Raw genomic sequence first — 21,755 nt, forward strand, 5'->3', positions numbered from 1 at the left:
GACCTATGCGGGCGCTTCGGTCCAGTCAGCCCGCTCGCCGCTCGCCACCCGCCACCCGTCCGCCTTGCGCGGGCCCTTTGGTCCTATCCGCACGCGCATCCCGACGGAAACCGGGCATAGCGGACGCGCACCCCGGTGAGGGCATCGGACGACGCCGGGTCAGTAGCCGCTCGACCCGCCGCCGCCGGAGAACGAGGCGTTGGAGTAGCTCGTGTTGGTGGAACTCGCCGCCTGGGCCGCCTGCACGTCGTGGGCGTGCCAGCTCGAGACCACGTAGAACGGCACGAAGCCGTTGTAGCCGTAGCCCGCGCGCCAGTCGCGCTCGTACAGTCTCGGCGCGTGGCGGTCATTCGCGTCGTCCGCCGCCTCGACATCGGACATTTCCCGGGCCCGGATGGCCTCGACCACGAGCCGGTAGTCCACCACCAGTCGCGCGTAGCGATCCATGAAGTCGGGCGCCTGCGTGTCCCGCGAGAGCTCGTTCGCGCGCGCGTCGAGAGCCTTGGCCTCGGCGGCCAGACGCTCGTCCTTCGTCCCCAGCGCGGCGGCGAGCATGTCCTCGTGGAGCTCACCGAGCTGGCGGCGGCGCACGTCCGCGTCGCCCTGTTCCATACGGAAGAGCTGGTCGATGTTCTTCTCGGCCGTCTCCATCTGATCGACCGTGGTGTGCGCGGTCTCGATGTCGTCGGACTTCTCGCGGAACTCGGCGTCGGTCGACTCCGGCCGCAGGTCACCGATCCGTCCCATGACGGTGTCCAGCGCCAGGAAGCGGTCCCGCACGTCCGCCCACTGGGACCGCAGTTCGTCGTCGGCCAGCGGGGAGGAGAGGGAGTTGGCGCGGATGTCCAGCCCCGTCAGTTCGCCCGCGACCCGCCCGTACTCGCGGGAGACCCGGTCATAGCGCTCCCTCGCCGTCGTCGCCTTCTTCTTGCGGCTCGCCGCGACGCCCGCACCGATCGCACCGGCGCCCACGACCCCCGCGCCGCCGAGGGCCCACGGCAGCCAGGACGGCATGCCTTCAGACTCCGGTGCCAACACCGTCGGATCCGCTGCCGCCTGCGCGCCCGCGAGCAGGCCGACAGTGTGATTGTCGCGGCGCATCGGGTCCTTCATCGCCTCCAGCGAACCGTCGAGGTGTCGGCCCTCGAAGATGTCGAGCGCCGCGCAGACGTCGTCGCCGCAGTAGATGCCGACCTTCCGCGATTCGGTGTCGTTGGCGACGATCAGCGTTCCGGGCGCCCATTTCTCCCGGTCCTCCGACACCAGATCCGGTCGCTCGGACTGGGCGAAGCGCTCGGTGGTGTCGTTGAGGTTGTCGTTGCCGTCGTCGAAGACCATGTACTCCACGCGCTGCACCTGCGGCGGGAACGCGATGCGCTCGGTCTCGGCGCGGAGCAGCTCCTGGTCCCCGGGCGAGAGCACGCCGGCCATGTCCGTGATGCCGACGTCGATCGTCGCATCTTCCGCGGGGGCGGGGGCCTGGGCAGGCGCAGGAGCGGGTGCCTGGGCTCCGGCCGGGGCGAGCGGGAGCAGCATCAGCAGCAGGGCCGCGGCACCGGACAGCACCGCGAGCAGGAGACGGAGACGGCGGGACACCGATCGGGTCATGAGTTCACTCTAGGTGCGGCGCGTCGTCGTCGTCGCACCTCTCGCCGGTTCCGCGAGGCACCCGCTCACCTTCCCGCCTCCGCCGATGGTCGCCGGCCGGCCCCCTGCGCGCGCGGGAGTTCAGGCACGGGAGCGGCTGTGGTCGAGCCGAGCAGGCGCTCTCTCGCAGGCCCGCCCGCACGGCACGCTGGCGGCGGGCTCGAGGCGGGTCGTAGGCGGGCCGGTCATGAACGCGTGGCGGGCCCCGCTAGCCTCGTCCGGTGTTTATCCTGGAAACGCTCATCGCGATCACGGTCGCCATGACCACGGCGTTCGGCGGACTGGTCGCGGAGGATCTCATCACCCGCGATGCGGCCTGCACCATCTCGGCGGTGCCGGACCTGTGGTCGCAGGAGTGCACCTCCCCCTCCCGCCTCGGCTGGTTCGTCGGAACCCTGGCGGTGCTCATCACGGCGATGGCGGTCCGCGCCTGGATGATCGCCCACAACGGCACCCTGTACTACCTACGACTGCTCCCCGCCGAGAGCGCGGACCGTATGCGCGCCGCGGTGGACGTGGCCAACGCCCGGAGCCTGGACTTCCGTTCCGCGACCGGCTGGTTCGGCACCGACGGCCACGTGGTGGACCTGCGACGGGCCGTGGACCACGTGTCGGATGAGCTCGAGAGGGCGATGAACGACGACGACGACGCGACAGGCTATGTCCTGGCACCTAACCTGGCGTTCCCCGCCGCACTGGCCGTGGGATACGACACCCTCCTGCGCGAGCGCACGCACCTCGCGGAGCTGCCCACCGAGGCCCGCAGGCGCCGGTTGCCCGGAGGGGACACGGGGGTGCGGACGGTGTACTTCGACGACGGCGACGACATGTGGGCCGAGCGTCGGTGGCTGTCGCGACGGAGCCGACCGGACTCCGAGCTGTCCATGGTCACGCTCCGCCCCGGACTCCCGGCAACCGCGCACTCGACCGCCGCGCCCGCGGACCGGACCGCTGTGGGTCGCGTGTGGCTCTCGCTCCAGCTCGACGGGGGCGGAGCCGTCTCCGACGTCGACGCGCAGCATCCACTGCGGGAGGCGGCGGACCTCGTCGTCGTCGTGGGGCCCACCGCCACCACCGACGGAGTGGAGACCCTCCGGCCATGGACTCTCCCCGCCGGCCGGCTGTACCCGGGCGCGAGCGGTCGGCAGATCGACCGGCGCGCGTTCGCCCGATTGGTCGAGGAGCTCTCCGGTGCGGTCGAGCAGGTGCTCGACGACTACCCCGAGGCCGACGTCCTGCTGTCCGGCCGGATGCCGCGGAGTGTCGCGTTCGCGCTCGGTTACGTAATCTCTCAGCGCAAGGACGACCGTATCGAGGGCAAGCGCGCCACCCACCACCCGACCCGCCCCGACGACACCCGGGCCGAGCGCGCCCAGGCCCGCGCGGAGAACGAGGGGCTGAGCTCGCTGAGCCGCTTCTGGTCCTCGGTAACCCCGGTGCTCGAACACCTCGGGGAGGCCAAGCCGGCGCTGGTGCACGCGGCGCAGCGCGAGGACGTCGTGCGGCACCTACCCGTCGGACCCGCCGCCTGAGGGCCGACCCGCCACGGCCAGGCCAGCCGGGCCTCAGCCGGCGAGCGGCGTCCCATCCCGCAGGTGCGGCGCCAGCGTGTTGTCGAACATCGTCAGCGCCGAGGCGATCGCCATGTGCATGTCGAGGTACTGATAGGTGCCCAGACGTCCGCCGAACAGCACATTGGCGGCGGCGGTCTCAGCCTTGGCGCGCTCGCGGTACAGGGCGAGCTTCTCGCGGTCGGTCGACTCGTTGATCGGGTAGTACGGCTCGTCGGATCGCTCGGCGAACCGGCTGAACTCGCGCATGATGACGGTCTTGTCCGTCGGGTAGGTGGTGCGCTCGGGGTGGAAGTGCCGGAACTCGTGGATGCGCGTGTAGTCGTACTCCGCGTCGTTGTAGTTCATCACCGGGGTGCCCTGGAAGTCGCCGGTCGGCAGGACCTCCGTCTCGAAGTCCAGGGTGCGCCAGCCCAGCTCGCCCTCGGCGTAGTCGAAGTACCGGTCCAGCGGCCCGGTGTAGACCACGGGCGCGTCAGGACTGGCGGCGCGGACGGCCTCGCGGACGTCGAACCAGTCGGTGTCCAGGACCACGTCGATCTTCTCGTCGGCGGCCATGTTCTCGAGCCACGCGGTGTAGCCGTCGACGGGCAGGCCCTCGTAGGTGTCGTTGAAGTAGCGGTTGTCGAACGTGTACCGCACGGGCAGGCGGGTGATGTTGCCGGCGGGTAGGTTCTTGGGATCGGTCTGCCACTGCTTGGCGGTGTAGTCCTTGATGAACGCCTCGTAGAGCGGGCGGCCGATCAGGGAGATGGCCTTCTCCTCGAAGTTCGCGGCGTCCTCGGCCGAGAACTCGGCGGCCTGTTCGGCGATGAGCGCGCGGGCCTCGTCGGGCGAGTAGTAGCGGCCGAAGAACTGGTTGATCAGGCCCAGGCCCATGGGGAACTGGTAGGCCGTGCCCTTGTGCATGGCGAACACGCGGTGCTGGTAGCCGGTGAAGTCGGTGAAGCGGTTGACGTACTCCCACACCCGCTCGTTGGAGGTGTGGAACAGGTGCGCGCCGTACTTGTGGATCTCGATGCCGGTCTCCGGCTCGGGCTCGGAGTAGGCGTTGCCGCCGATGTGGTGCCGCCGGTCGAGCACCAGCACGCGCTTACCGAGCTCGGTCGCCGCCCGCTCGGCGACCGTCAGGCCGAAGAATCCGGACCCCACCACGATGAGGTCATAGGTCCCCCACTGCCGATCGCCTGCCATCACGTCGAACCTTCCCGTTGTCCCCTGGCGGGGGTGCGGGCACGGTGTGCCCGGGTCCCCGCTTGTCCCCGCTTGTCCACGCGCCGGTCGGCGCGGGTCCGGGCACAAGGGTATCGGGCGGACGGGACGAGGGGACCGGTGCCACACCAGCCGACGACGACGAGTGCATCGCCCGTTAGCGGTGCCCCTGCTCAGTCCCCACACCGGGCGGCCGCGCAGTCGTACATCGGTTCGAAACTACACGAATGTGACCCCAGAATTCACATTCTTACCACTTGGTTTCACGCGCTTCTTGGTTACCATTGACCACGTTCGTCACATTCGTCCCAGTGGTCGCTCGCGTTGCGGCCACCGGGGAGAAGTGTTCCGCAGCGGGATCCGCGGGACACAGACCTGATCTGGAGAAGCCCTTGAGCACACGACGCCGCCCCCTGTACGTCAGCGGTCGACGCAGGACCCTCGCCCTCGCGGTGGCGGTCGCGGCGTCCGTCGTCACGCCCCTCGCCGTCTACGGCGCGGACCACCTGGCCGAGTCCGGAGACGACATCGCCACCACCGCCGGTTCGGCCGTCCCGACCGGGACCGCCGAGGTCGCTCTGTCCGACGCGCCCGCCGCGGCAGGCGTGGACACCGACATCGCGGTGGGTTCGGCCCCGGTCAAGGAGGTCACCTCCGAGACCCCGTTCTCGATGGTCGGCGTCACGTGGAAGGGCTACAACCCGGAGGCCGTCGCGGCCCTGCGCGCCAAGAACCCGGACGGGTCGTGGGGCCCCTGGTACGAGGCCGAATCCGTCGACGACGAGGGTGAGAGCGCCACCGGCAGCGGAGGCACCGAACCGGTCTTCCTCGGGGTGGACACCACCACGGTCCAGATCAAGGTCTCCGGAGTCGACATAGCGGACACCTCGCTGGCCGACGCGCCGGAGAGCGCCGAGTCGGACGCCACCGGAACCGAGGACGCCGAGACCCAGAGCTCAGAGACCCGGAGCTCAGAGATCGAGGAGGTCCCGGCCCAGGACGACATCGCGGCAACCCGGTCGGCCGAACCCGCCCCGGCGCGGCCCGCCACCGACACCTCCCCCCCGGTCCCGACGCGCTACGCGGACATCAAGCCCGTCGCGGAGTCCAGCGACCTGACGGCCGACTCGGTCACCGCGGTGCTGATCTCGCCCGACGACACACCGACCCCCGAACCCGATTCCTACGGGGACATCGCCGCCCAGGGTGGAACCGGCGCGAGCGGGGACATCGCGGCCAGGCAGCCGGCGATCATCAGCCGCGCCGGCTGGGGCGCCGACGAGTCCATCCGGTGCCGCAACGCCACCTACGACAACAGCCTCGCCGCCGCCGTGGTCCACCACACCGCCGGCAGCAACAACTACACCCGCGAGGCGTCGGCCGGGGTCGTGCGGGGCATCTACACCTACCACGCGCGCAACCTCGGCTGGTGCGACGTCGGGTACAACGTGCTGGTCGACAAGTACGGGCAGGCCTTCGAGGGGCGCCACGGCGGCCTCAACCGCAACGTCCAGGGCGCGCACGCCGGCGGCTTCAACGGCAACACCTGGGGCATCTCGATGATGGGCGACTACTCCACCGTCGCGCCGTCCGATGCCACGGTGCGCAAGATGGGCGAGATCATCGGCTGGCGCCTGTCGGTCGCCGGGGTCAACCCCAAGGGCTCCGACACCCACTACTCCGAGGGCACCTCGTACACCAGGTACCCGGCGGGTGCCGCGGTCCGGCTGCCCAACATCTTCGCCCACCGCGACGTCGGCAACACCTCGTGTCCCGGCAACGCCGGCTACGCCAAGATGGGCCAGATCCGCGACATCGCGGCCGCCTATGCCCAGAGCGGCGGCGGAACGCCCGCGCCCACCAACCCCACTCCCCCGGTCACCAACCCGGGCACCACCCCCCGACCGGGCACCGGCGGCACGACGATCCCCGGACTCACGCAGGGCAGTGTCCAGGACGCGGTCACCTCCGCGCTCCGGACCGTGCTGTCCGGCGGTCGCCTGGACGCCGCCGAGCTGACCCGCCTCCTCACCGGCGGCAAGACCCTGGCCGACATCCCGTTCGACGCCGGCTCGGTGCAGAACGCCGTCGGCGGCGACCTCGGCTCCGTCGGCGATCTCCTCGGCGGCGACTTCGCCAGGCTCGCCTCGCAGTTCTCCGGCCCGCTCGGCAAGGTCCTGTCCGGTGTCCAGCGGTTCGGCAACGTCTCGCTGGTGAAGCACGAGAACGGGGCGCTCTACTCGTCCCCCGAGACCGGTACCCATCCGGTGTGGGGCGTGATCGGCGACGCCTGGGCCTCCCAGGGCTTCGAGCGCGGACCGCTGGGCCTGCCGGTCTCGAGCGAGTCCGACCGCGAGGACGGCACCATCGCGCAGCGATTCGAGGGCGGCACGCTGGTCTTCGACCCGTCCACCGAGGAGCTCACGGTCGAGCCCAACCCCTGATCTCCGGCCGACGCCGAGGCGTCGGCCGGCACGACTCACGGACCGGGTCCCACCAGGTGTGCCCGCCGCCCGGCGTTGACGGGCGGCGGGCACACCGGGGAAGTGGTGGGGACCGGTCCGTGCAGCCTTCTCCGCCTAAACCCACCAGCGGCGCAGCACGTGCGCCAACCCCGCCTCGTCGTTGGTCAGGGTGATCTCGTCGGCGGCGGCGTGCACCGACGGAATCGCGTTCCCCATCGCCACCCCGTGGTCCGCCCACCGCAGCATCTCCAGGTCGTTCGGCATGTCGCCGAAGGCGACCGTCACCGGGACCGCGGACGACGCCGCTGTCGACGCCGCGGTGGTGGCCGCGATCTGGCTCAGACCGCTGGCCTTGGTCACCCCGCGGGCCGCGAACTCGATCAATCCGTCGGTCGTGGAGTAGGTGACGTCCGCCAGATGGTCGACCTCACCCCGGAGCGCGGCCAGCATGTCGGCGCTGGGCATGCCCGGAACCCGGGCCAACAGTTTCAGAACGGGTTCAGAGAGCACCTCTGTGTGCCCCACCTGCAGGTGTGCGGGGTGGATCCAGGCGTGCTCGTAGTCCGGGCTGGCAACGAAGTCGGCGTCCGCCGCGTCGGTGCCCAGCCGTTCGGCCGCGATACCGCTGTGCGGGAGCCTCCGGCGCAGTACCTCGTCGATCGCGGCGAGAACGTCCGGTTCGAGCAGCCGGGTGGCCAGGAACTCGCCGGAGTCGGTGTCCATGATCACCGCGCCGTTCGCACAGACCGCGAGCGGCGCCACGGGCAACTGGTCCACGACCTGATCCAGCCACCTCGGGGGGCGCCCGGTCGCCAGCACGAACGTCGCGCCGTCCGCGACGAGGTCCGCCACGACCGCCCGGTTGGCCTCCGGGATGAGCTCATCGGTCCCGAGCAGGGTCCCGTCGACATCGGTGGCGACGAGCAGGGGTCTGGACCGGGTCACGGAGCGTCCGGGCCCGCCGGACCCTCCGGGGCGTCGGATTCGTCAGCGGCCGGATCCACGATCTTCTCCGCCCGCCGACGCATCCGCTCGGCGTGCTCGGCCTCGTCGAGGGCGGTGGCCTCCTCCAGGGTCGGGGCCGAACCACCGAGGCGGGCCGGGACCCAGTTCGCACCGGCCGGGTACGGGCCGTAACGCTGTGCGTACTCATCCTGCAGCCGCTCGAGGGTGGCCTGTATCCGCGAGCGCAGCTCCTCGGTGCACTCCTCCACCGGCTCGTAGGCCGGCATCGGCTCGCCGACCTCCATCATGATCGGCACCTTCGGACGCACCAGCTTCTTGGGCAGGCCCTTGGTCCACACCCGCTGCGAACCCCACAGGGTCACGGTGATGATCGGCACGTCGGCGGCGAGCGCCATCCGCACCGCACCCGACTTGAAGCCCTTGACCTCGAAGCTGCGGCTGATGGTGGCCTCGGGGAACACTCCCACCAGCTCACCGGCCTTGAGCCGGTCCACCGCCTCGTCGAACGACGCCTTACCGGCGGTGCGGTCCACCGGGATGTGCTTGAGCTCCCGCATGATCGGCCCGGACACCTTGTGGTCGAACACCTCGACCTTGGCCATGTAGCGGATGAACCGCTTGTGCACGCGCGCCGGGATGCCGCCGTAGACAAAGTCGAGGTACCCGGTGTGGTTCATCACCACCACGGCCCCGCCGACCTCGGGGAAGTTGCGCTCGCCGCGCATGGTGATGTCCAGTCCCTGGACCTTGAACAGTGCCCGGGCGAACCCGATGATCCCCGTATAGAGCAGCTCCACGGGCCCCAGCGTAGCGGCCCGTCCCGAACGGCGTGATCGCCTGCCGGTAGGTTCGACGCCGTGGATGACGACGAGGCCTTCGACGCGCCCTTCGACGAGATCGACACGGCGGCACACAGTCGCCACTACTCCTGGCCGCCGCTGCCCGGCGCCTCCGACCGCAGCCCCCATGCGGGCCTGGAGGTCCTGCAGAGGATCGTCGACGGGGAGCACCACCTCTCCCCCGGCTCGCACACTCTCGGTCTCGCGCTCTCGTCGGTCGCCGAACGGGTGGTCACCCTGACCGCGACCCCCGGGGAGTGGGCCCTGAACAACGGGGGGACGGTGCACGGCGGGATCGTCTCGGGGTGGGTCGACTCCGCCCTCGGGTACGCCACGGCGACGGTCGTCGACGAGGGCGTGGGCTACAGCACGCTCGACCTGACCGTCCGGTACATCCGGGCGCTCCGGCTGGAGAAGACCCCGGCGACGATCCACGCCGAGGTCGAACACGTGGGTCGATCCACGTGCGTCGGGCAGGCCAAGGTCCTCGACACCGACGGTCGGACCTGCGCCAGCGCGAGCGGCGTCATGATGCTCTTCCGCCCCTGACCCTCACCGGCGGCGGGGCCGACGCCCCGCCACCACAGCTACCGGGGTTCGAGCACGTCCTTGCCGACGAACGGACGCAGCGCCTCGGGCACGACGACGGAGCCGTCCGCCTGCTGGTGGTTCTCGAGGATCGCCACGAGCCACCGCGTGGTGGCCAGCGTGCCGTTGAGGGTGGCCGCCGTCTGCGGCTTGCCGCTGCCGTCCCGGTAGCGCACTCCCAGTCGTCGGGCCTGGAAAGTCGTGCAGTTGGACGTGGAGGTGAGCTCCCGGTAGGCACCCTGGGTCGGGACCCACGCCTCACAGTCGTATTTCCGGGCGGCCGACGACCCCAGGTCCCCGCCGGCGATGTCGATCACCCGGAACGGCAGACCCATGGCCTGCAGCATCTCCTTCTCGAACGCCAGCAACCGCAGGTGCTCCTCGTGCGCCTCCTCCGGCGTGCACCAGGAGAACATCTCGACCTTGTCGAACTGGTGCACGCGGATGATGCCGCGGGTGTCCTTGCCGTGACTGCCGGCCTCGCGCCGGAAGCAGGAGGACCAGCCCACGTAGCGCTTGGGGCCGTCCGCCAGGTCCAGGATCTCGCCCTGGTGGTAGCCGGCGAGCGCGACCTCGGAGGTGCCCACCAGGTAGAGGTCGTCGGCCTCGAGCCGGTAGATCTCGTCGGCGTGGGCACCGAGGAACCCGGTCCCCTGCATGATCTCCGGGCGCACCAGGACCGGCGGGATCATCAGCGTGAAGCCGTTGGCGGTGGCTTTCTGCGCCGCCAGCTGCAGCATGCCCAACTGCAGGAGGGCGCCGTAGCCGGTGAGGAAGTAGAAGCGCGCACCGGAGACCTTTGCGCCGCGTTCCATGTCCAGCAACCCGAGGCTCTCGCCGAGCTCGAGGTGGTCCTTGGGCTCGAAGTCGAAGGCGGGGATCTCACCGATCCGCTCGATCTCCACGAAGTCGTCCTCACCGCCGGCGGGCGTGCCCTCCTCCACGACGTTGGAGAGCATCCGCTGGATCCGGTCGACCTCGGCCGCGGCGGACCTCTCCGCCTCCTCGGCGTCCTTGACCGCCTGCTTGAGCGCTCCCGCAGCCTCCAACAGGGCCGGGCGGTCCTCCGGCGAGGCCTGCCCGACCTTCTTCCCGTGCGCCTTCTGCTCCGCACGCGCCCCGTCCGCGGCGGAGATCGACGACCGCCGGGCCTCGTCGGCCGCCAGGAGACGGTCGACCAGCGCGGGGTCCTCGCCGCGGGTGCGCTGGGAATCGCGGACGAGGTCGGGGTTCTCGCGGAGGAGCTTGAGATCGATCACGGCGACCAGCCTAGCGGCCCGGTCCCCCCCACCCGGATCGGCTGTCCCGACCCCGCGCGGGCCGGCCTCGGGGCGGCGCCGACGGCTCGGGTCAGACGCCGAAGAGCTCGAGGAAGGCGTCCTTCTCGAACATCCGGGCCGTGTCGACGGCCGTGGGGGTGCCGCCGTGGGGATCCGCCCCGCCCTCGAACAACACGCGGACCACCTCGCCGTACCCCTTGAACACCGCGCCCGCGAGCGGGGTCTGACCCCGGTCGTTCGCGCGGTCGACATCCGCACCGCGGGCGAGCAGGGCCCGGACGGTGTCGGGGTGCCCGTTGTAGGCGGCCAGCATGAGCAGCGCGTCACCGCGTTCGTTCGTGAGGTCCGGGCTCACCCCCGCGTCGACGTAGGCGGCCAACCGTTCGGTCTCGCCGTCGCGGGCGAGCTGGAAGAGCATCTGTGCGAACTCGAGGACCTCGGGGTCGACCCCTTCGCGCGGCGCGCGGGTTCCGCTGTCCGGCCCGCCGGCCGCGTCTCGGTTCTGTCCGCTCATGCCCTGAATCCTATCGGGGCGGCGAAGTTGCGGCATCATGGATGTGATGATCACTTCCTCGCGATCACCACACCCGGGCCGGCCACTGCTCCGGACCCGGGGCGCGGTCATGGCCTCACTCGTCGCGATCCTGGCCGGTGGGGCGATCACCGGTGGCCTCATGGCCTCGGCGATGGGAGATCCCAACTCCGCGGCGGCGGAGCGGATCGCGGCGATCGTCCCGCAGGTCGACCCGAGGACGCTGTCCGGGCCCGCCTACGCCGACGCGGCCCCGGGAACGTGCCTGACCTGGCAGGTCGACGCCGCCGAGCGCGTCACGGCGTTCACCACCGTCGACTGCGAGGAGCCCCACCGCTTCGAGGTCGCCGGTCGCATCGACCTCTCCGGGGTACCCGGGTTCGGTGAGAACACGCCGCTTCCGGACAACACGAGGCTGGCCCCGATCGGCAGCGATCGGTGTCTGCCGATGATCACCCGCTACGCGGGGGGCCGGGAGGTCGACCCGGCGGGCCGGTTCACCGGGTTGGTCGTGCCCCCGTCCGAGGAGGGGTGGGACAAGGGTGACCACTCGGTGTTGTGCGGGGTCGCCGCAGCCGAACTCGACGGCCGCTCGACCACCTCGACAGGGGTGTTCGCGGAGGCGGACCAGCACCGGCGGTGGGACCCGGGAACCTGCCTCGGATTCACCGACGACGGCCTGCCCGGTGCGCCGGTGCCGTGTTCGGAGGACCACTCCATCGAGGTGGTCTCCGATGTCGACGTCTCGGGCCTCTTCCCGGAGGACCCGAACCCGCCCGAGCCGAGGGCGCAGTCCGAGCTCACCGCGGACGCCTGCCTCGCTGCCGGGGCCGCATACCTGGGCGACGGGGAGGCCCTGCGCCAGACCACCCTCATCTCCACGCTGGTCAACCCGATCTCACAGATCTCGTGGGCCACGGGGAGCCGCACCGTCAACTGCGGCCTGATGCGCGCCGCCGATCCCGGGCCGTTCGCGGTGCTGCGGGGGTCGGCTCGGCAGGGCGTCCTGATCGACGGCTCCACCCCGGCGCCCCCCACCACCACCGAGGTCCCGCCGCCCGGCGTCGGCCAGGGGACCCCGGGGACGCCGACGGACGCCGATCCGGGGACCGTGACCGTCCCGATCCCCGGGGGCACGCCGTGAGCATCGACGTGACCGAGTCCCGCTTCGAGGCTCTCGTCGACGACGCCCTGGACTCCGTGCCGGACGCGCTGTTCTCGGCGATGGACAACGTGGTGGTGCTCGTCGCCGACCGCCATCCGGACGAGCCCGGCCTCCTGGGTCTGTACGAGGGGGTCGCGCTGACCGAGCGCGACACCACCTACTCGGGCTTCCTCCCCGACACCATCACGATCTACCGGGGCGCACTGTGCGAGTTCTGCTCCACCGAGGAGCAGTTGGTCCACGAGGTGGCGGTGACGGTCATCCACGAGATCGCCCACCACTTCGGGATCGAAGAGCACACGCTCCACGCCCTGGGCTGGGGCTGACCCGGGTTCCCCCGCGGGATCACCCGTCGCCCGCGCGTCCGTCAGAACGGCGGGCGACCGAGGTGGTCGCCCCACCGCTCGCAGGACCACCCGCCGCCGTCCGGCGCCAACTCGATGACCCCGCAATTGGGGATCCTGTTGACCAACGCCCACTGCGAGGGGACGGCGCCGGCGAACACCGCGATCATCCGCATGAGGGTGCCGTGGACCACCAGGACCACATCGGTCCCGTTAACCAGGTGACTCTCCCGCAGCTCGGACACCACCGGCATCGCGCGCTCCTGCACGGCCAACGCGCTCTCGCCCCCCGGCAGGCTCGAGGTGAGCACGCCGTCCTCCAGCCAGTCGCGCACGAGTCGGTTGTACGCCAGCAGTGCCTCGTTCCCGGTCCGCATCTCGAACCGCCCGGCCTGGACCTCGTACATACCCGGCACGGCCTGCGTGCGCAGCCCCGTCGCGTCGGCGATCAGCCCGGCGGTCTCGCGGGCACGCGCCGCCTCGGAGCTGAGGATCACACTCGGTGCGATGTCCGACGCGGCGAGCTCCGCCCCGACCGTCCGTGCCTGGTCCCGCCCGAGGTCGGTGAGGGGAGCGCCGGGCAGCGCGGTGTCCAGGGCTCCGGCGACGTTCGACGGGGTCTGACCGTGCCGGACCAGGTGCAGTCGCGCGCTCACGGCTCGAGGCCCTCCTGCCGATGAGCGGCTCGTCCGCCGGCCCCTGGCTCGTCGACCCCGCGCCGGAGACCCTCGATCCAGTCGATCGCCTCGGATCGGTCCGGGGGCGCGGCACCGGCCCCGACCCCGTCCGCCACGGGCCACGATCCGAGGAAGCGCAGGTCGGCGGTCCGGTGGTGCAGTGCCGCCAGCGCCTCGGCCACCACGGGATCGTCGATGTGCCCGACGAGGTCCACGTGGAAGAGGTAGGTGAACCGCTCGACGCGGGTGGGTCGCGAGCCGATCCGGGTGAGGTCGATGTCGCGGATCGACAGCTCCGTCAAGGCCTGGACGAGCGCGTTGGGCTCGTGCGGCAGTCCGAAGATCACGCAGGTCCGATCGTGTCCCGTGCGCCCGAGCGGTGGGGCGGGCCGGCCCACCAGGACGAACCGGGTGCGGGCCCCGCCCACGTCGGCCACCTTCTCCGCGAGTGGGACGAGTCCGTTGATCTCGCCCGCCCGGGCGGGCGCGGCGGTGGCGTCGGCGTCCCCCGCCGCCACCTGCTCGGCGCCGGCGGCGGTGGATGAGGTGGTCTCGATATGGGCCCGCGGTAGGTTCACGCCGACCCAGCGGCGGACCTGCGCTGCGGCGATCGGGTGGGTCCGCAGGACCCGGACGTCCTCGGCGGCCGTGCCGGGCCGGACGAGGATGGAGAACACCACGTCGAGCTCCGTCTCGGCGAAGATCTGCAACCGCCGCCCCGCGGCGAGCGCGTCACCGGTGGGGTTGACGGTGCCGTCGACCGAGTTCTCGAACGGCACGCACGCGTAGTCGGCCGCACCGTCCCGGACCATGGCCAGCGCCTCGTCCGGCGTGCCGGCCGGGACGGCCTCGGCGCCGGCGAGCAGCGCCGAGGTGTGCGCATCCGCCCGCAGACGGTGCAGGGCGGCATCGGTGAAGGTTCCGGGCGGGCCCAGGTAGGCGACGGTGACCACGACGACAAGACTAGCCAGCGTCAGATCTGCCGAGCCGACGCGAGGTCTGCGGAGACCTCGTCCACGGACCCCTCGGGCACCACGGCGCACGTCACGACGTCCCGGACCGCCTCCCGCGCGGCCCGCGGCAGGCTCACGAGAGCGGCCGGGTCGGGGGCGGCGAGAGCGGCCCGGACGTCTCCCCCGGTCATCGCCGCGACCGCGCCCGCGAGCAGGGCCCACACCTCGCCGGCATGCGCGCACCGCGGGATCAGCCCCGAGCCGAATCCGACGCCGGAATGGGCGGCCAGCGCGAGCAGATCGACCAGCCGATCGGCCGCGGGCCCCCGCCCTCGAAGGCCCGGCGCGACCTCGATCACCGCTGCCGTGTCGGACGCCAGCACCGCGGCGACCGCATCGAGGTCGGGCAGGCCGAGGTCCGGATCCCCCGGCACCTCGACAGGGTTCGCGACCGACCACCGGGACAGTGCCCCCGCGAGCCCCGACGCGGCCACCACGAGGTCCTCCAGGAGATCGGGACGGGCGGGACCGCGGCTGAGCAGTTCGAGTGAGACCGTCATGACCACAGGTCTACACGGCCGCGTTGCTAGTCTCTCCTGACGATGGGTTCCGACGACTCCCCCGCATCCGATCAGGCTCCCGCCCCGGACGATTCCCCCGATGCCCCCGACGCCTCTCACCTCACGCCGGAGGAGAAGCGTGGCCCGCGCACGATCCACGTCGCGCTGGCGATGCTGGTGGCCCTTCTCATCGCGGCGGTCGCGACTGATCCCGCCTCGGTGCTGCCCCGGGACTCCACGCTGCACGGCGCCCATCACCTGGACGAGGAGTCCGGCCTCGACATCCCCGTCCCGATCGGGTGGCAGATCGTCGGCCGGCCGGCGATCGGCTCCGTGCAGATGGTCCCGGTGGGGTCGGGGAACGCGCTCGACACCCGGATCATCGCGGGTGTGCTCGAGCCCGGTATCGCCGCGGCCGCGATCGCCGACGACCAGGGTGCCGCCACCGCGCTGGCAGAGACCATCCAGCTCTACCTGATGGGGGTCACGGGGACCCGCGACGAACTGCGCGTCACCGATGTCCGCAACGAGGCCGGCACCGGGGTCGCCGTCTCGTACGTCCTGGCGCCCTATGACCCCGAGGACGCCACCGCCGGGGGGTTGGTCTACACCGCCGTGTTCGGTTCCGAGGGTCGGCGGTGGTGGGTCGCGTACGTGACCACCGCCCAGCAGTCGACCCCCGGCCCCCGCTGGATGGACCGGATCGTCGGCGACATACGGATACCGGAGTGAACGACGGGGAGGGCCGCGTAACCGGGGCGGGCCGAGATCACCGAGGGGCGGGCGACGGCTCGCGGCCGACAGGCCGTGTGCGGCGGGCGGCGGGTCGCGTGCGGCAGGCGCTCTCGCCCAGGGAGGCGTTCCGGTGCTACGTCTCGAGGTTCGACCCGGTCACCGACCCCCGCACCCGCCGGCTGTTGGTGGTCGAACTCGTCGTCGTCCTGCTGGTGACCTTCGGCCTGGCCGGCCTGTACTCGGTGCTCGATCTCGCATCGGCGCTGCTCGCCCCGGAACCCCTGGCGGGACAGACCGCCACCCTCAACCCCTCGCGCTCCACGCACGCGTGGCTCGATGTGGCGTACCAGCTGCTCGCGGTCCTGCGGTTGCTGGCGTGGTCGGTGCTGCCGCTGGTCCTGCTCGCGCACACCGGGCTCGGCCCCCGGGCGGTCGGACTCGTCCGGGGCCGCGCCGGCAGCCAGATCGCCTGGGGGATCGCCCTGGCCGCCGTGATCGGCATCCCCGGACTCGCGTTCTACCTGGGTGCCGTGGCGGCGGGGATCAACCTGCAGGTGGCGGGGTCCGGACTCACGGAGACGTGGTGGCGCCCGATCGTGCTGGTCCTGTCGGCCGCGGGCAACGGCGCCGCCGAGGAGATCCTGGTGGTGGGTTATCTGCTCGTGCGCCTGCGCCAGCTCGGGATCCCGCCCGCCGTCGCTCTCGTGGGCACGGCCCTGTTGAGGGGCTCCTACCACCTCTACCAGGGCTTCGGCGGGGGGCTGGGCAATCTCGCGATGGGGATCGTGTTCGCCCTGTGGTGGATGCGGACCCGACGGCTGTGGCCGCTCATCCTGGCGCACACCGTTCTGGACGTGGTCGCGTTCGTGGGGTACGCGGTGCTCGCCCCGCACGTCGCCTGGCTCTGACGACCCGCCCGCGGTCCCTCTCGTCCGCTCCTGCGCCCTGACCGACGGCACGGTGCGCGACGCCGACCGGGCCGGTGGCCAAGTAGAGTCCGATCCCATGACCGACGACCCCAGGCGCCGGCACCTCACCCCAGAGGAGGCCGCCGAGCTCCGGCGACGCGCGCGCGAGCGCCGCGGATACGCCGACCCCGGTGCGCCACGCGGGTCCTCACCGCGCCGGGAGCCACGCCGTGAGCCCGGTCGAGAGTCGGGTCGGGATCCACGCCGTGCGGCCGGTCGCGATCCCCGGTACGACCCCCGTGGCACGCCGGACCCGCGTGGCGCGGCCGGTCGCCAGCCGCGACGCCCGGCCGAGCCCGGCCGCGATCGGAGCGCAGCTCGGGGCGGTTACCAACCCCGCCAGACACCCGAGCCCCTCCCCAGGGAGGAGCGGGCGAGGTACGCCGGCCGGGCCGGCGCGGGCGGCGACCCCCGTCGCGATCCGAACCGCGACCCGCGTGCGGCCAGGCCCCGGTCAGGCGGGCGTGACCCCCGCCGGCAGCCGGTCGACCCCCGCGGCGCCCGGTCCGCCCGCCGGCCCCCGCGGGCAGGATACGGGCCGGCGGATGAGCGGCGACCTCGCCGGGCACGCGGTAGACTACGCCTCGGGCCGATGCGAATCCTGGGTCTGGTACTCGTCCTGATCCTGACGCTGGGCGTGGTGAGCGTCCTGTGGGCGGACTCGAAATTGCAGCGGATCGACGCACTGCCCGACTACCCCGGGCGGGGCGGCAACACACCGGGCAGCATCACCCTGCTGGTCGGGACGGACTCGCGCGAAGGGCTCACCCCGGAGCAGCAGGCCCAACTGTCCACCGGGTCGGAATCCGACGCCGGCGGTAAACGCACCGACACCATGATGCTGGTCTACACCCCGCGGGACGGCGGGCGGACCATGCTCATCTCGCTCCCGCGCGACCTCCTGGTCGACATCCCGGGCTACGGTCAGAACAAGCTCAACGCCGCCTACACCTTCGGCGGCCCGGCGTTGCTCACCCAGACGCTCGAGGAGCAGACCGGGATGCGCATCGACCACTACGCGGAGATCGGGTTCGGCGGTTTCGCCGGGATCGTCGACGCCGTCGGGGGCGTGGACATCTGCATCGAGGAGCCGATCAACGACCCGCTCGCCGGACTCGATCTGGCCGCCGGGTGTCAGACCCTCGCGGGGCCTCAGGCCCTGGGGTTCGTCCGCACCCGCTACGGGTTCGCGGAACAGGACCTCCAGCGGGTCCGCAACCAGCGGCAGTTCCTCGGCGCACTGATGAGCGAGACCATGTCCCCGGGCAACCTGCTCAACCCGTTCACCGCGGTGTCACTCATCGACTCCGCCTCGGAGGCCGTCACCGTGGACTCCGGGGACCACATCTGGAACCTCGCCTGGGTGATGTGGAAGCTCAGGGGCGATCCCCTCACCGTGACCGCCCCCTACGACGGCATGGACTCCGGTTCCGTGGGGTCGTATCTCGTGTGGGGCCCGAGCACCACGGGGTTCTTCGACGCGGTCGCCTCGGGTCGTACCCCGCCCCAGGAGTATCTCGACCCCGGCCCCTGAACCGGCGGCCCGGGCCGCTCGATCAGGCGCGGGTCCGTCATCCGGCGGGTGTGATCGAGACGATCCCCCAGGTCCCGTCGGGGTTCTCCGCCAGCCGTACCCGCTGTCGCATCACCACCGGCTCGGAATCGGGCGGGGACTCGGTGAGCGTCACCTCGAGAAGGGTGGGCGACAACTCCCGGGCGTCCACGCAGTGAGTGGTGCCCTCGGGCACCCGATCCACCCCGTCGGCGCGCAACTGATCGAGGGTCATCCGGCTCGATGGCGAGACCGCCTCGAACGCCTTCTCGGCCGAGCGCTCGGCGTAGTACGCATGGTCGAAGGCCAGGACCGTCTCCAACGGCGTGTCCAGCGACCCGGGGCCGGAGCCCACCACGTGCCCGGGGTTCAAGACCGGGGCGCAGGCGGTCGGGTCCTCTCCCGGGGAGAGTATCCCGCGGGTGAGGACGAACCCCAGCACGGCGGACCCGGACAGCACGGCCACCCCGGCTGCCGCGAACAGCGCCACTCGGCGCGTGCGCCCGGCGCGGGCCGGAGACGCGGACATGAGCCGATCGGATACGGCCGGGTCCGACACCGGCCCGTCGGACGCGGGCCGGCCCACCGCACCGAGGCGCAACGAGGTCAGGTCCCGGGCACGACGCCCGCGGGTCTCGTCGTCGGACGCGTCCGGTCCCCCCTCCCCACCCACCCTGATCCGGTTGGGGGAGACCTCCCGCGAGGGACCCTTCCCTTCGGGGTCGATCCGCGCCGGGTCCGCGGCATCACGCCCGTCGCCCGTCCTCGGCGACGACTCCGATACCGAATCGGGTGCCGGTTCCAGGACCGACTCGACGTCGGACTGGTCCCGGACCGGCCCGGTCCGCAACCACGGCGGCACGGTCACGTCGGAGGGCGCCGCGTCGTCGTCGTCCCGCCCCGGCTGGTCGGCCACCCGGCCACACCCCCTCCGCCACTCGTCCGGCCCGGCGACCCACTGGCCGCCCGAGGGGATACTAGAGGCCCCCGGGCCCGGCCGGGGGTTCGTGCCGGGTCGGGGTTGCGCTCCGGGTCGGGGTCCCGCGCCCGGTCAGCGCAGGGTGACCTGGCGTGCCCGGAGTCCGTCCCGCGAGGCGCGCTCGTCGGAGCTGAGCGGGCCGTCCTTCGCCAATGCCTCACCCAGTCGCGCGTCGAGTTCGAGAAGCCCCGGCGCCCACTCCTGGTGGTGCATCTCCGGGTCCAGGTCGAACACCGGCACGAGCACCCCGTGGGTGCGGAAGGACCCCGCGAACCGCGACCCCTCCCCCAGGTCGAGGCCGCCGGCGGAGTGCACACGAGCGAGGGCCTCGAACAGCGCGTCCTCGTCCTCCGGGCGCACCCACCGGACGTGGGCCTTCTCGCCCGCGTCGACCCACCAGGCGGCCTCGATGCCGTCCGCCGCGACCCGGGCCGAGGGCATCATGACCTCGTCGGCGTTCTTGATGGCCTGGGCGATCTCGGGACGGACCTGAGCTCCCTCGGCGAGCCACCACGAGAAATCTCCGTGCACCACGATCTCCAGCGGCGCGTCCTTGACCACGACGTCCTCCAACGCCGGGGTGGACTCGTCCGTGTGGGCGGTGGTCAGCGTCTCCCCGCCCCCTGCGCGCAAGGCCCAGTCCACCGCATACGCCAGGTCGGCCGCCGGATCCGGTCCGTGTACCTGGACCTGGAGACCCACCATGGCCTCGCCGCCCAGCTCGTCGTCACGCACCAATCCCGCGATGGCGCCGGGCAGGACGGTCGCCAGGGTGATGTCGCGTTTCTGAATGCTGGTGGTCAGCCGCGCGGTCGCAGACGGAACGAACTCGCGCATCGCGACCATGTCGCACTCCCCCGCGAACCCGGCGAAAGGCCTGGGCTGTGTGCTCAGTTCTTCACGCTCGGCCGCGCGAGCGGCGATCTTGGCCTGGCGGTTGCCGCCGGACTTGGGCTCATTATGGCGCTGACGTCTACCCACGGGCACCACGATACGGTGCGTCAGGGCAGCTCGTCCGGCGGGTCAGGAACTGCGGGCGGGCCCGTCCAGCACGGCCCTGGCCCGTGACGGGACGTTGGTCGCCACCCACTCCACCCCCAGGTCGCGGCACAGGAGCATGTCGGCCGGGTCGTCGACGGTCCAGCAGTAGGTTCCCATCCCCCGCGACCTCCAGTAGTCGACCAACCACGGCCGCGCACGGAGGGCCCCGATGCTCGGACCCATCAACTGGGCACCGAACCCCTCGGCCGGCCACGACTTGAGGACGTTGCCCCGCTCGCGCAGCTGCACGGTCGGTACCTGCGGGGCCAGCTGCCGGAACCGCCGTACCGCCATCACGGAGAAGCTCATCATGAGCGCCCGCGACTCGGCGTGCGAGGCGGGACGATCCAGCCCGAAGTACCTCAGCTCATCCCGGAGCGCGACCTCGACCCGGCCACCGGTGGGCACGGGGTGCTTGGTCTCCAGGAAGAGCTTCACGTGCGGGTACGCCTCGGCCATGACCAGAAGACTGCGCAGGGTGAGAAGCGGCTCGGACTTACGGTGCACCGGATGCCAGGAGCCGAGGTCGAGGGTCGACAACTCGTCGAGGGTGGTGGAGTGGACCCAGAGGTCGCGGTCCGCGACGCGCGCGGTCCGTGGGTCGTGGAGGAGGACGGGGACTCCGTCCGCGGTGAGCCGCACGTCCACCTCGAGCGCCTTCGCCCCCTGCTCGAGGGCCTTCTCATAGGCGATGAGCGTGAGTTCCGGATACTCGGCCGACGCCCCCCGGTGGGCGACGACCCTGCTCCCGGTGGACACCGTGGACCTCGGATGTGTGGTCGCGGGGACCGTCACGTCTCACTCCTCTCGAGCCGGGGACGCGTTCACGATCCCCCGCGGGAGAAGCCGGTGGGTGAACCGCGGGGAAGGCTCGTCGAAACTCCGCATGACGGCTCGGGTCTCCCTCGCGGCCCACACCGCGGCCGCCGCCGCGAGCGCGGTGAGCAGCACCGTGTCCGCCGCGGCCTGCGGGCCCTCTCCCGTGCCCCGCCACAGCGCGAGTGCGACCGCCAGTCCGTTCACGGCCACCGCCAGCCACCAGCGGACGAGCGCGGACCGGGTGGGAGCGCGGCGGGAGGCCATCCGGAGTTCGGCCAGGTACACCGGAATCCGGAACCAGTTGACGACGGGGACGAGGCACCCCACCCACAGACCCGCCCGTCTCCGCGGGTCCGGGGCGGGCGAGAACACCCGGCGACGGGTGTCGACGAGCCACGCGGTCGCCGCGACGGCCGCCGCCACCCCCACGACGACGGCCACCACGCCCGCCACCCACACGACCGCGGTCGTCGTGGCCTCCACCCACCACGGGGTGAGGCGCTCGGAGTACCAGACCAGCACCGCGTATCGGAGGGCGTGGACCACGGCGGTCGCGGCGAACCACGTCCCGGCCACTCCGACGACCCCGGGGGCTGCGACGGCGATCCGTGGACGCGCCGGGGGTCGGGGAGACCCGAGCCGACGCGGGATGGCGACCAGTGGCAGGCCCCACCTCGGGGTCGACGGGTAGGCGGGCGTCCGGTCCCCCCACGCCGGCCCGGAACGGTGCCGGGGCGCCGGTGGCCTCGTCCCCGGCACGGGCGGGCGCCACGGCGGGTGCGCGACCCATCGCCACTGGCCGGTCCGCCGCGGTGAGGTCATGGCGACCATGCTGGCACAGCCCGCGCGGCTCGCGGTGACA

At 72.0% G+C, this 21,755-nt stretch carries 21 protein-coding genes; 8 read left to right on the forward strand and 13 right to left on the reverse strand.

Annotated features, from left to right (window positions below):
• Positions 1-159: 159 nt before the first annotated feature.
• A complete protein-coding gene (locus H483_RS32305) occupies positions 160-1,608 on the reverse strand; it encodes a DUF5129 domain-containing protein (protein ID WP_017837480.1) in 1,449 nt (482 codons plus the stop codon).
• 260 nt (positions 1,609-1,868) lie between these two features.
• On the opposite strand from H483_RS32305, the gene H483_RS32310 reads away from it, so the two are divergent.
• Positions 1,869-3,179: a hypothetical protein gene (locus tag H483_RS32310; RefSeq protein WP_017837481.1), complete on the forward strand. Its 1,311-nt coding sequence runs from the start codon at positions 1,869-1,871 to the stop codon at positions 3,177-3,179.
• Positions 3,180-3,212: 33 nt separating this feature from the next.
• Here H483_RS32310 and glf read toward each other — a convergent pair whose 3' ends face one another.
• On the reverse strand, positions 3,213-4,412 hold the full coding sequence (gene glf / locus H483_RS32315; RefSeq protein ID WP_017837482.1) for a UDP-galactopyranose mutase: 1,200 nt from the start codon (positions 4,410-4,412) through the stop codon (positions 3,213-3,215).
• A 410-nt stretch (positions 4,413-4,822) separates the two neighbouring features.
• Between glf and H483_RS32320 the strand changes: the two genes are divergently transcribed.
• Positions 4,823-6,874 (forward strand): N-acetylmuramoyl-L-alanine amidase, encoded by a 2,052-nt coding sequence (locus H483_RS32320; RefSeq protein ID WP_238556323.1) that lies wholly within the window; start codon positions 4,823-4,825, stop codon positions 6,872-6,874.
• A gap of 135 nt (positions 6,875-7,009) precedes the next feature.
• Here the strand turns inward: H483_RS32320 and H483_RS32325 are convergent, their stop codons facing one another.
• Together H483_RS32325 and H483_RS32330 are read right to left on the reverse strand one after the other, a co-directional pair.
• The gene (locus H483_RS32325; protein ID WP_017837484.1) at positions 7,010-7,840 is read right to left on the reverse strand and encodes an HAD family hydrolase; all 831 of its coding nucleotides are present in this window, start codon (positions 7,838-7,840) and stop codon (positions 7,010-7,012) included.
• On the reverse strand, positions 7,837-8,658 hold the full coding sequence (locus H483_RS32330; protein ID WP_017837485.1) for a 1-acyl-sn-glycerol-3-phosphate acyltransferase: 822 nt from the start codon (positions 8,656-8,658) through the stop codon (positions 7,837-7,839). Before H483_RS32330 ends, H483_RS32325 begins: the two co-directional genes overlap by 4 nt.
• A gap of 60 nt (positions 8,659-8,718) precedes the next feature.
• Here H483_RS32330 and H483_RS32335 point away from each other — a divergent pair, with 60 nt between their 5' ends.
• Positions 8,719-9,249: a PaaI family thioesterase gene (locus H483_RS32335; RefSeq protein WP_017837486.1), complete on the forward strand. Its 531-nt coding sequence runs from the start codon at positions 8,719-8,721 to the stop codon at positions 9,247-9,249.
• Between the two features lie 38 nt (positions 9,250-9,287).
• Here H483_RS32335 and serS read toward each other — a convergent pair whose 3' ends face one another.
• Positions 9,288-10,547 carry a serine--tRNA ligase gene (gene serS / locus H483_RS32340; protein WP_017837487.1) on the reverse strand — a complete coding sequence of 420 codons (1,260 nt, stop codon included), beginning with the start codon at positions 10,545-10,547 and terminating at the stop codon, positions 9,288-9,290.
• 91 nt (positions 10,548-10,638) lie between these two features.
• Positions 10,639-10,986 carry an ankyrin repeat domain-containing protein gene (locus H483_RS32345; RefSeq protein WP_202959120.1) on the reverse strand — a complete coding sequence of 116 codons (348 nt, stop codon included), beginning with the start codon at positions 10,984-10,986 and terminating at the stop codon, positions 10,639-10,641.
• A 142-nt stretch (positions 10,987-11,128) separates the two neighbouring features.
• Here H483_RS32345 and H483_RS32350 point away from each other — a divergent pair, with 142 nt between their 5' ends.
• The gene (locus H483_RS32350) at positions 11,129-12,244 is read left to right on the forward strand and encodes a septum formation family protein (RefSeq protein WP_238556324.1); all 1,116 of its coding nucleotides are present in this window, start codon (positions 11,129-11,131) and stop codon (positions 12,242-12,244) included.
• Complete coding sequence (locus H483_RS32355; RefSeq protein ID WP_017837490.1) at positions 12,241-12,591, forward strand: metallopeptidase family protein; 351 nt, start codon at positions 12,241-12,243, stop codon at positions 12,589-12,591. Before H483_RS32350 ends, H483_RS32355 begins: the two co-directional genes overlap by 4 nt.
• 41 nt (positions 12,592-12,632) lie before the next feature.
• On the opposite strand, the gene H483_RS32360 is transcribed toward H483_RS32355, so the two are convergent.
• Genes H483_RS32360 through H483_RS32370 form a run of 3 tightly spaced genes read right to left on the reverse strand, consistent with a single transcriptional unit; the run spans position 12,633 to position 14,799 of the window.
• Positions 12,633-13,265: a histidine phosphatase family protein gene (locus H483_RS32360; RefSeq protein WP_017837491.1), complete on the reverse strand. Its 633-nt coding sequence runs from the start codon at positions 13,263-13,265 to the stop codon at positions 12,633-12,635.
• The gene (gene pheA, locus H483_RS32365; RefSeq protein WP_017837492.1) at positions 13,262-14,239 is read right to left on the reverse strand and encodes a prephenate dehydratase; all 978 of its coding nucleotides are present in this window, start codon (positions 14,237-14,239) and stop codon (positions 13,262-13,264) included. Before pheA ends, H483_RS32360 begins: the two co-directional genes overlap by 4 nt.
• A gap of 20 nt (positions 14,240-14,259) precedes the next feature.
• The gene (locus H483_RS32370; RefSeq protein ID WP_017837493.1) at positions 14,260-14,799 is read right to left on the reverse strand and encodes a hypothetical protein; all 540 of its coding nucleotides are present in this window, start codon (positions 14,797-14,799) and stop codon (positions 14,260-14,262) included.
• Positions 14,800-14,841: 42 nt separating this feature from the next.
• On the opposite strand from H483_RS32370, the gene H483_RS32375 reads away from it, so the two are divergent.
• The 3 genes from H483_RS32375 (at position 14,842) to H483_RS32385 (ending at position 18,036) form a co-directional block, all read left to right on the forward strand.
• Positions 14,842-15,531 carry a hypothetical protein gene (locus tag H483_RS32375; RefSeq protein ID WP_017837494.1) on the forward strand — a complete coding sequence of 230 codons (690 nt, stop codon included), beginning with the start codon at positions 14,842-14,844 and terminating at the stop codon, positions 15,529-15,531.
• 98 nt (positions 15,532-15,629) lie between these two features.
• On the forward strand, positions 15,630-16,442 hold the full coding sequence (locus H483_RS32380) for a CPBP family intramembrane glutamic endopeptidase (protein ID WP_042329941.1): 813 nt from the start codon (positions 15,630-15,632) through the stop codon (positions 16,440-16,442).
• 652 nt (positions 16,443-17,094) lie between these two features.
• Positions 17,095-18,036, forward strand: coding sequence for an LCP family protein (locus H483_RS32385; RefSeq protein WP_017837496.1), 942 nt, complete (start codon positions 17,095-17,097; stop codon positions 18,034-18,036).
• A 37-nt stretch (positions 18,037-18,073) separates the two neighbouring features.
• On the opposite strand, the gene H483_RS32390 is transcribed toward H483_RS32385, so the two are convergent.
• The 4 genes from H483_RS32390 to H483_RS32405 all read right to left on the reverse strand — a co-directional run bounded on the left by H483_RS32390 (position 18,074) and on the right by H483_RS32405 (position 21,715).
• Positions 18,074-18,970: a hypothetical protein gene (locus tag H483_RS32390; protein WP_017837497.1), complete on the reverse strand. Its 897-nt coding sequence runs from the start codon at positions 18,968-18,970 to the stop codon at positions 18,074-18,076.
• Positions 18,971-19,105: 135 nt separating this feature from the next.
• The gene (locus H483_RS32395; RefSeq protein ID WP_031264997.1) at positions 19,106-20,014 is read right to left on the reverse strand and encodes a DUF5926 family protein; all 909 of its coding nucleotides are present in this window, start codon (positions 20,012-20,014) and stop codon (positions 19,106-19,108) included.
• A 42-nt stretch (positions 20,015-20,056) separates the two neighbouring features.
• Positions 20,057-20,869, reverse strand: coding sequence for a glycerophosphodiester phosphodiesterase family protein (locus H483_RS32400; protein WP_017837499.1), 813 nt, complete (start codon positions 20,867-20,869; stop codon positions 20,057-20,059).
• A gap of 3 nt (positions 20,870-20,872) precedes the next feature.
• Positions 20,873-21,715, reverse strand: coding sequence for a DUF4328 domain-containing protein (locus H483_RS32405; RefSeq protein ID WP_152427995.1), 843 nt, complete (start codon positions 21,713-21,715; stop codon positions 20,873-20,875).
• Positions 21,716-21,755 lie beyond the last annotated feature (40 nt).

It is taken from the genome of Dietzia sp. UCD-THP (assembly GCF_000349585.1).
Taxonomy (GTDB): Bacteria; Actinomycetota; Actinomycetes; order Mycobacteriales; family Mycobacteriaceae; genus Dietzia; species Dietzia natronolimnaea_A.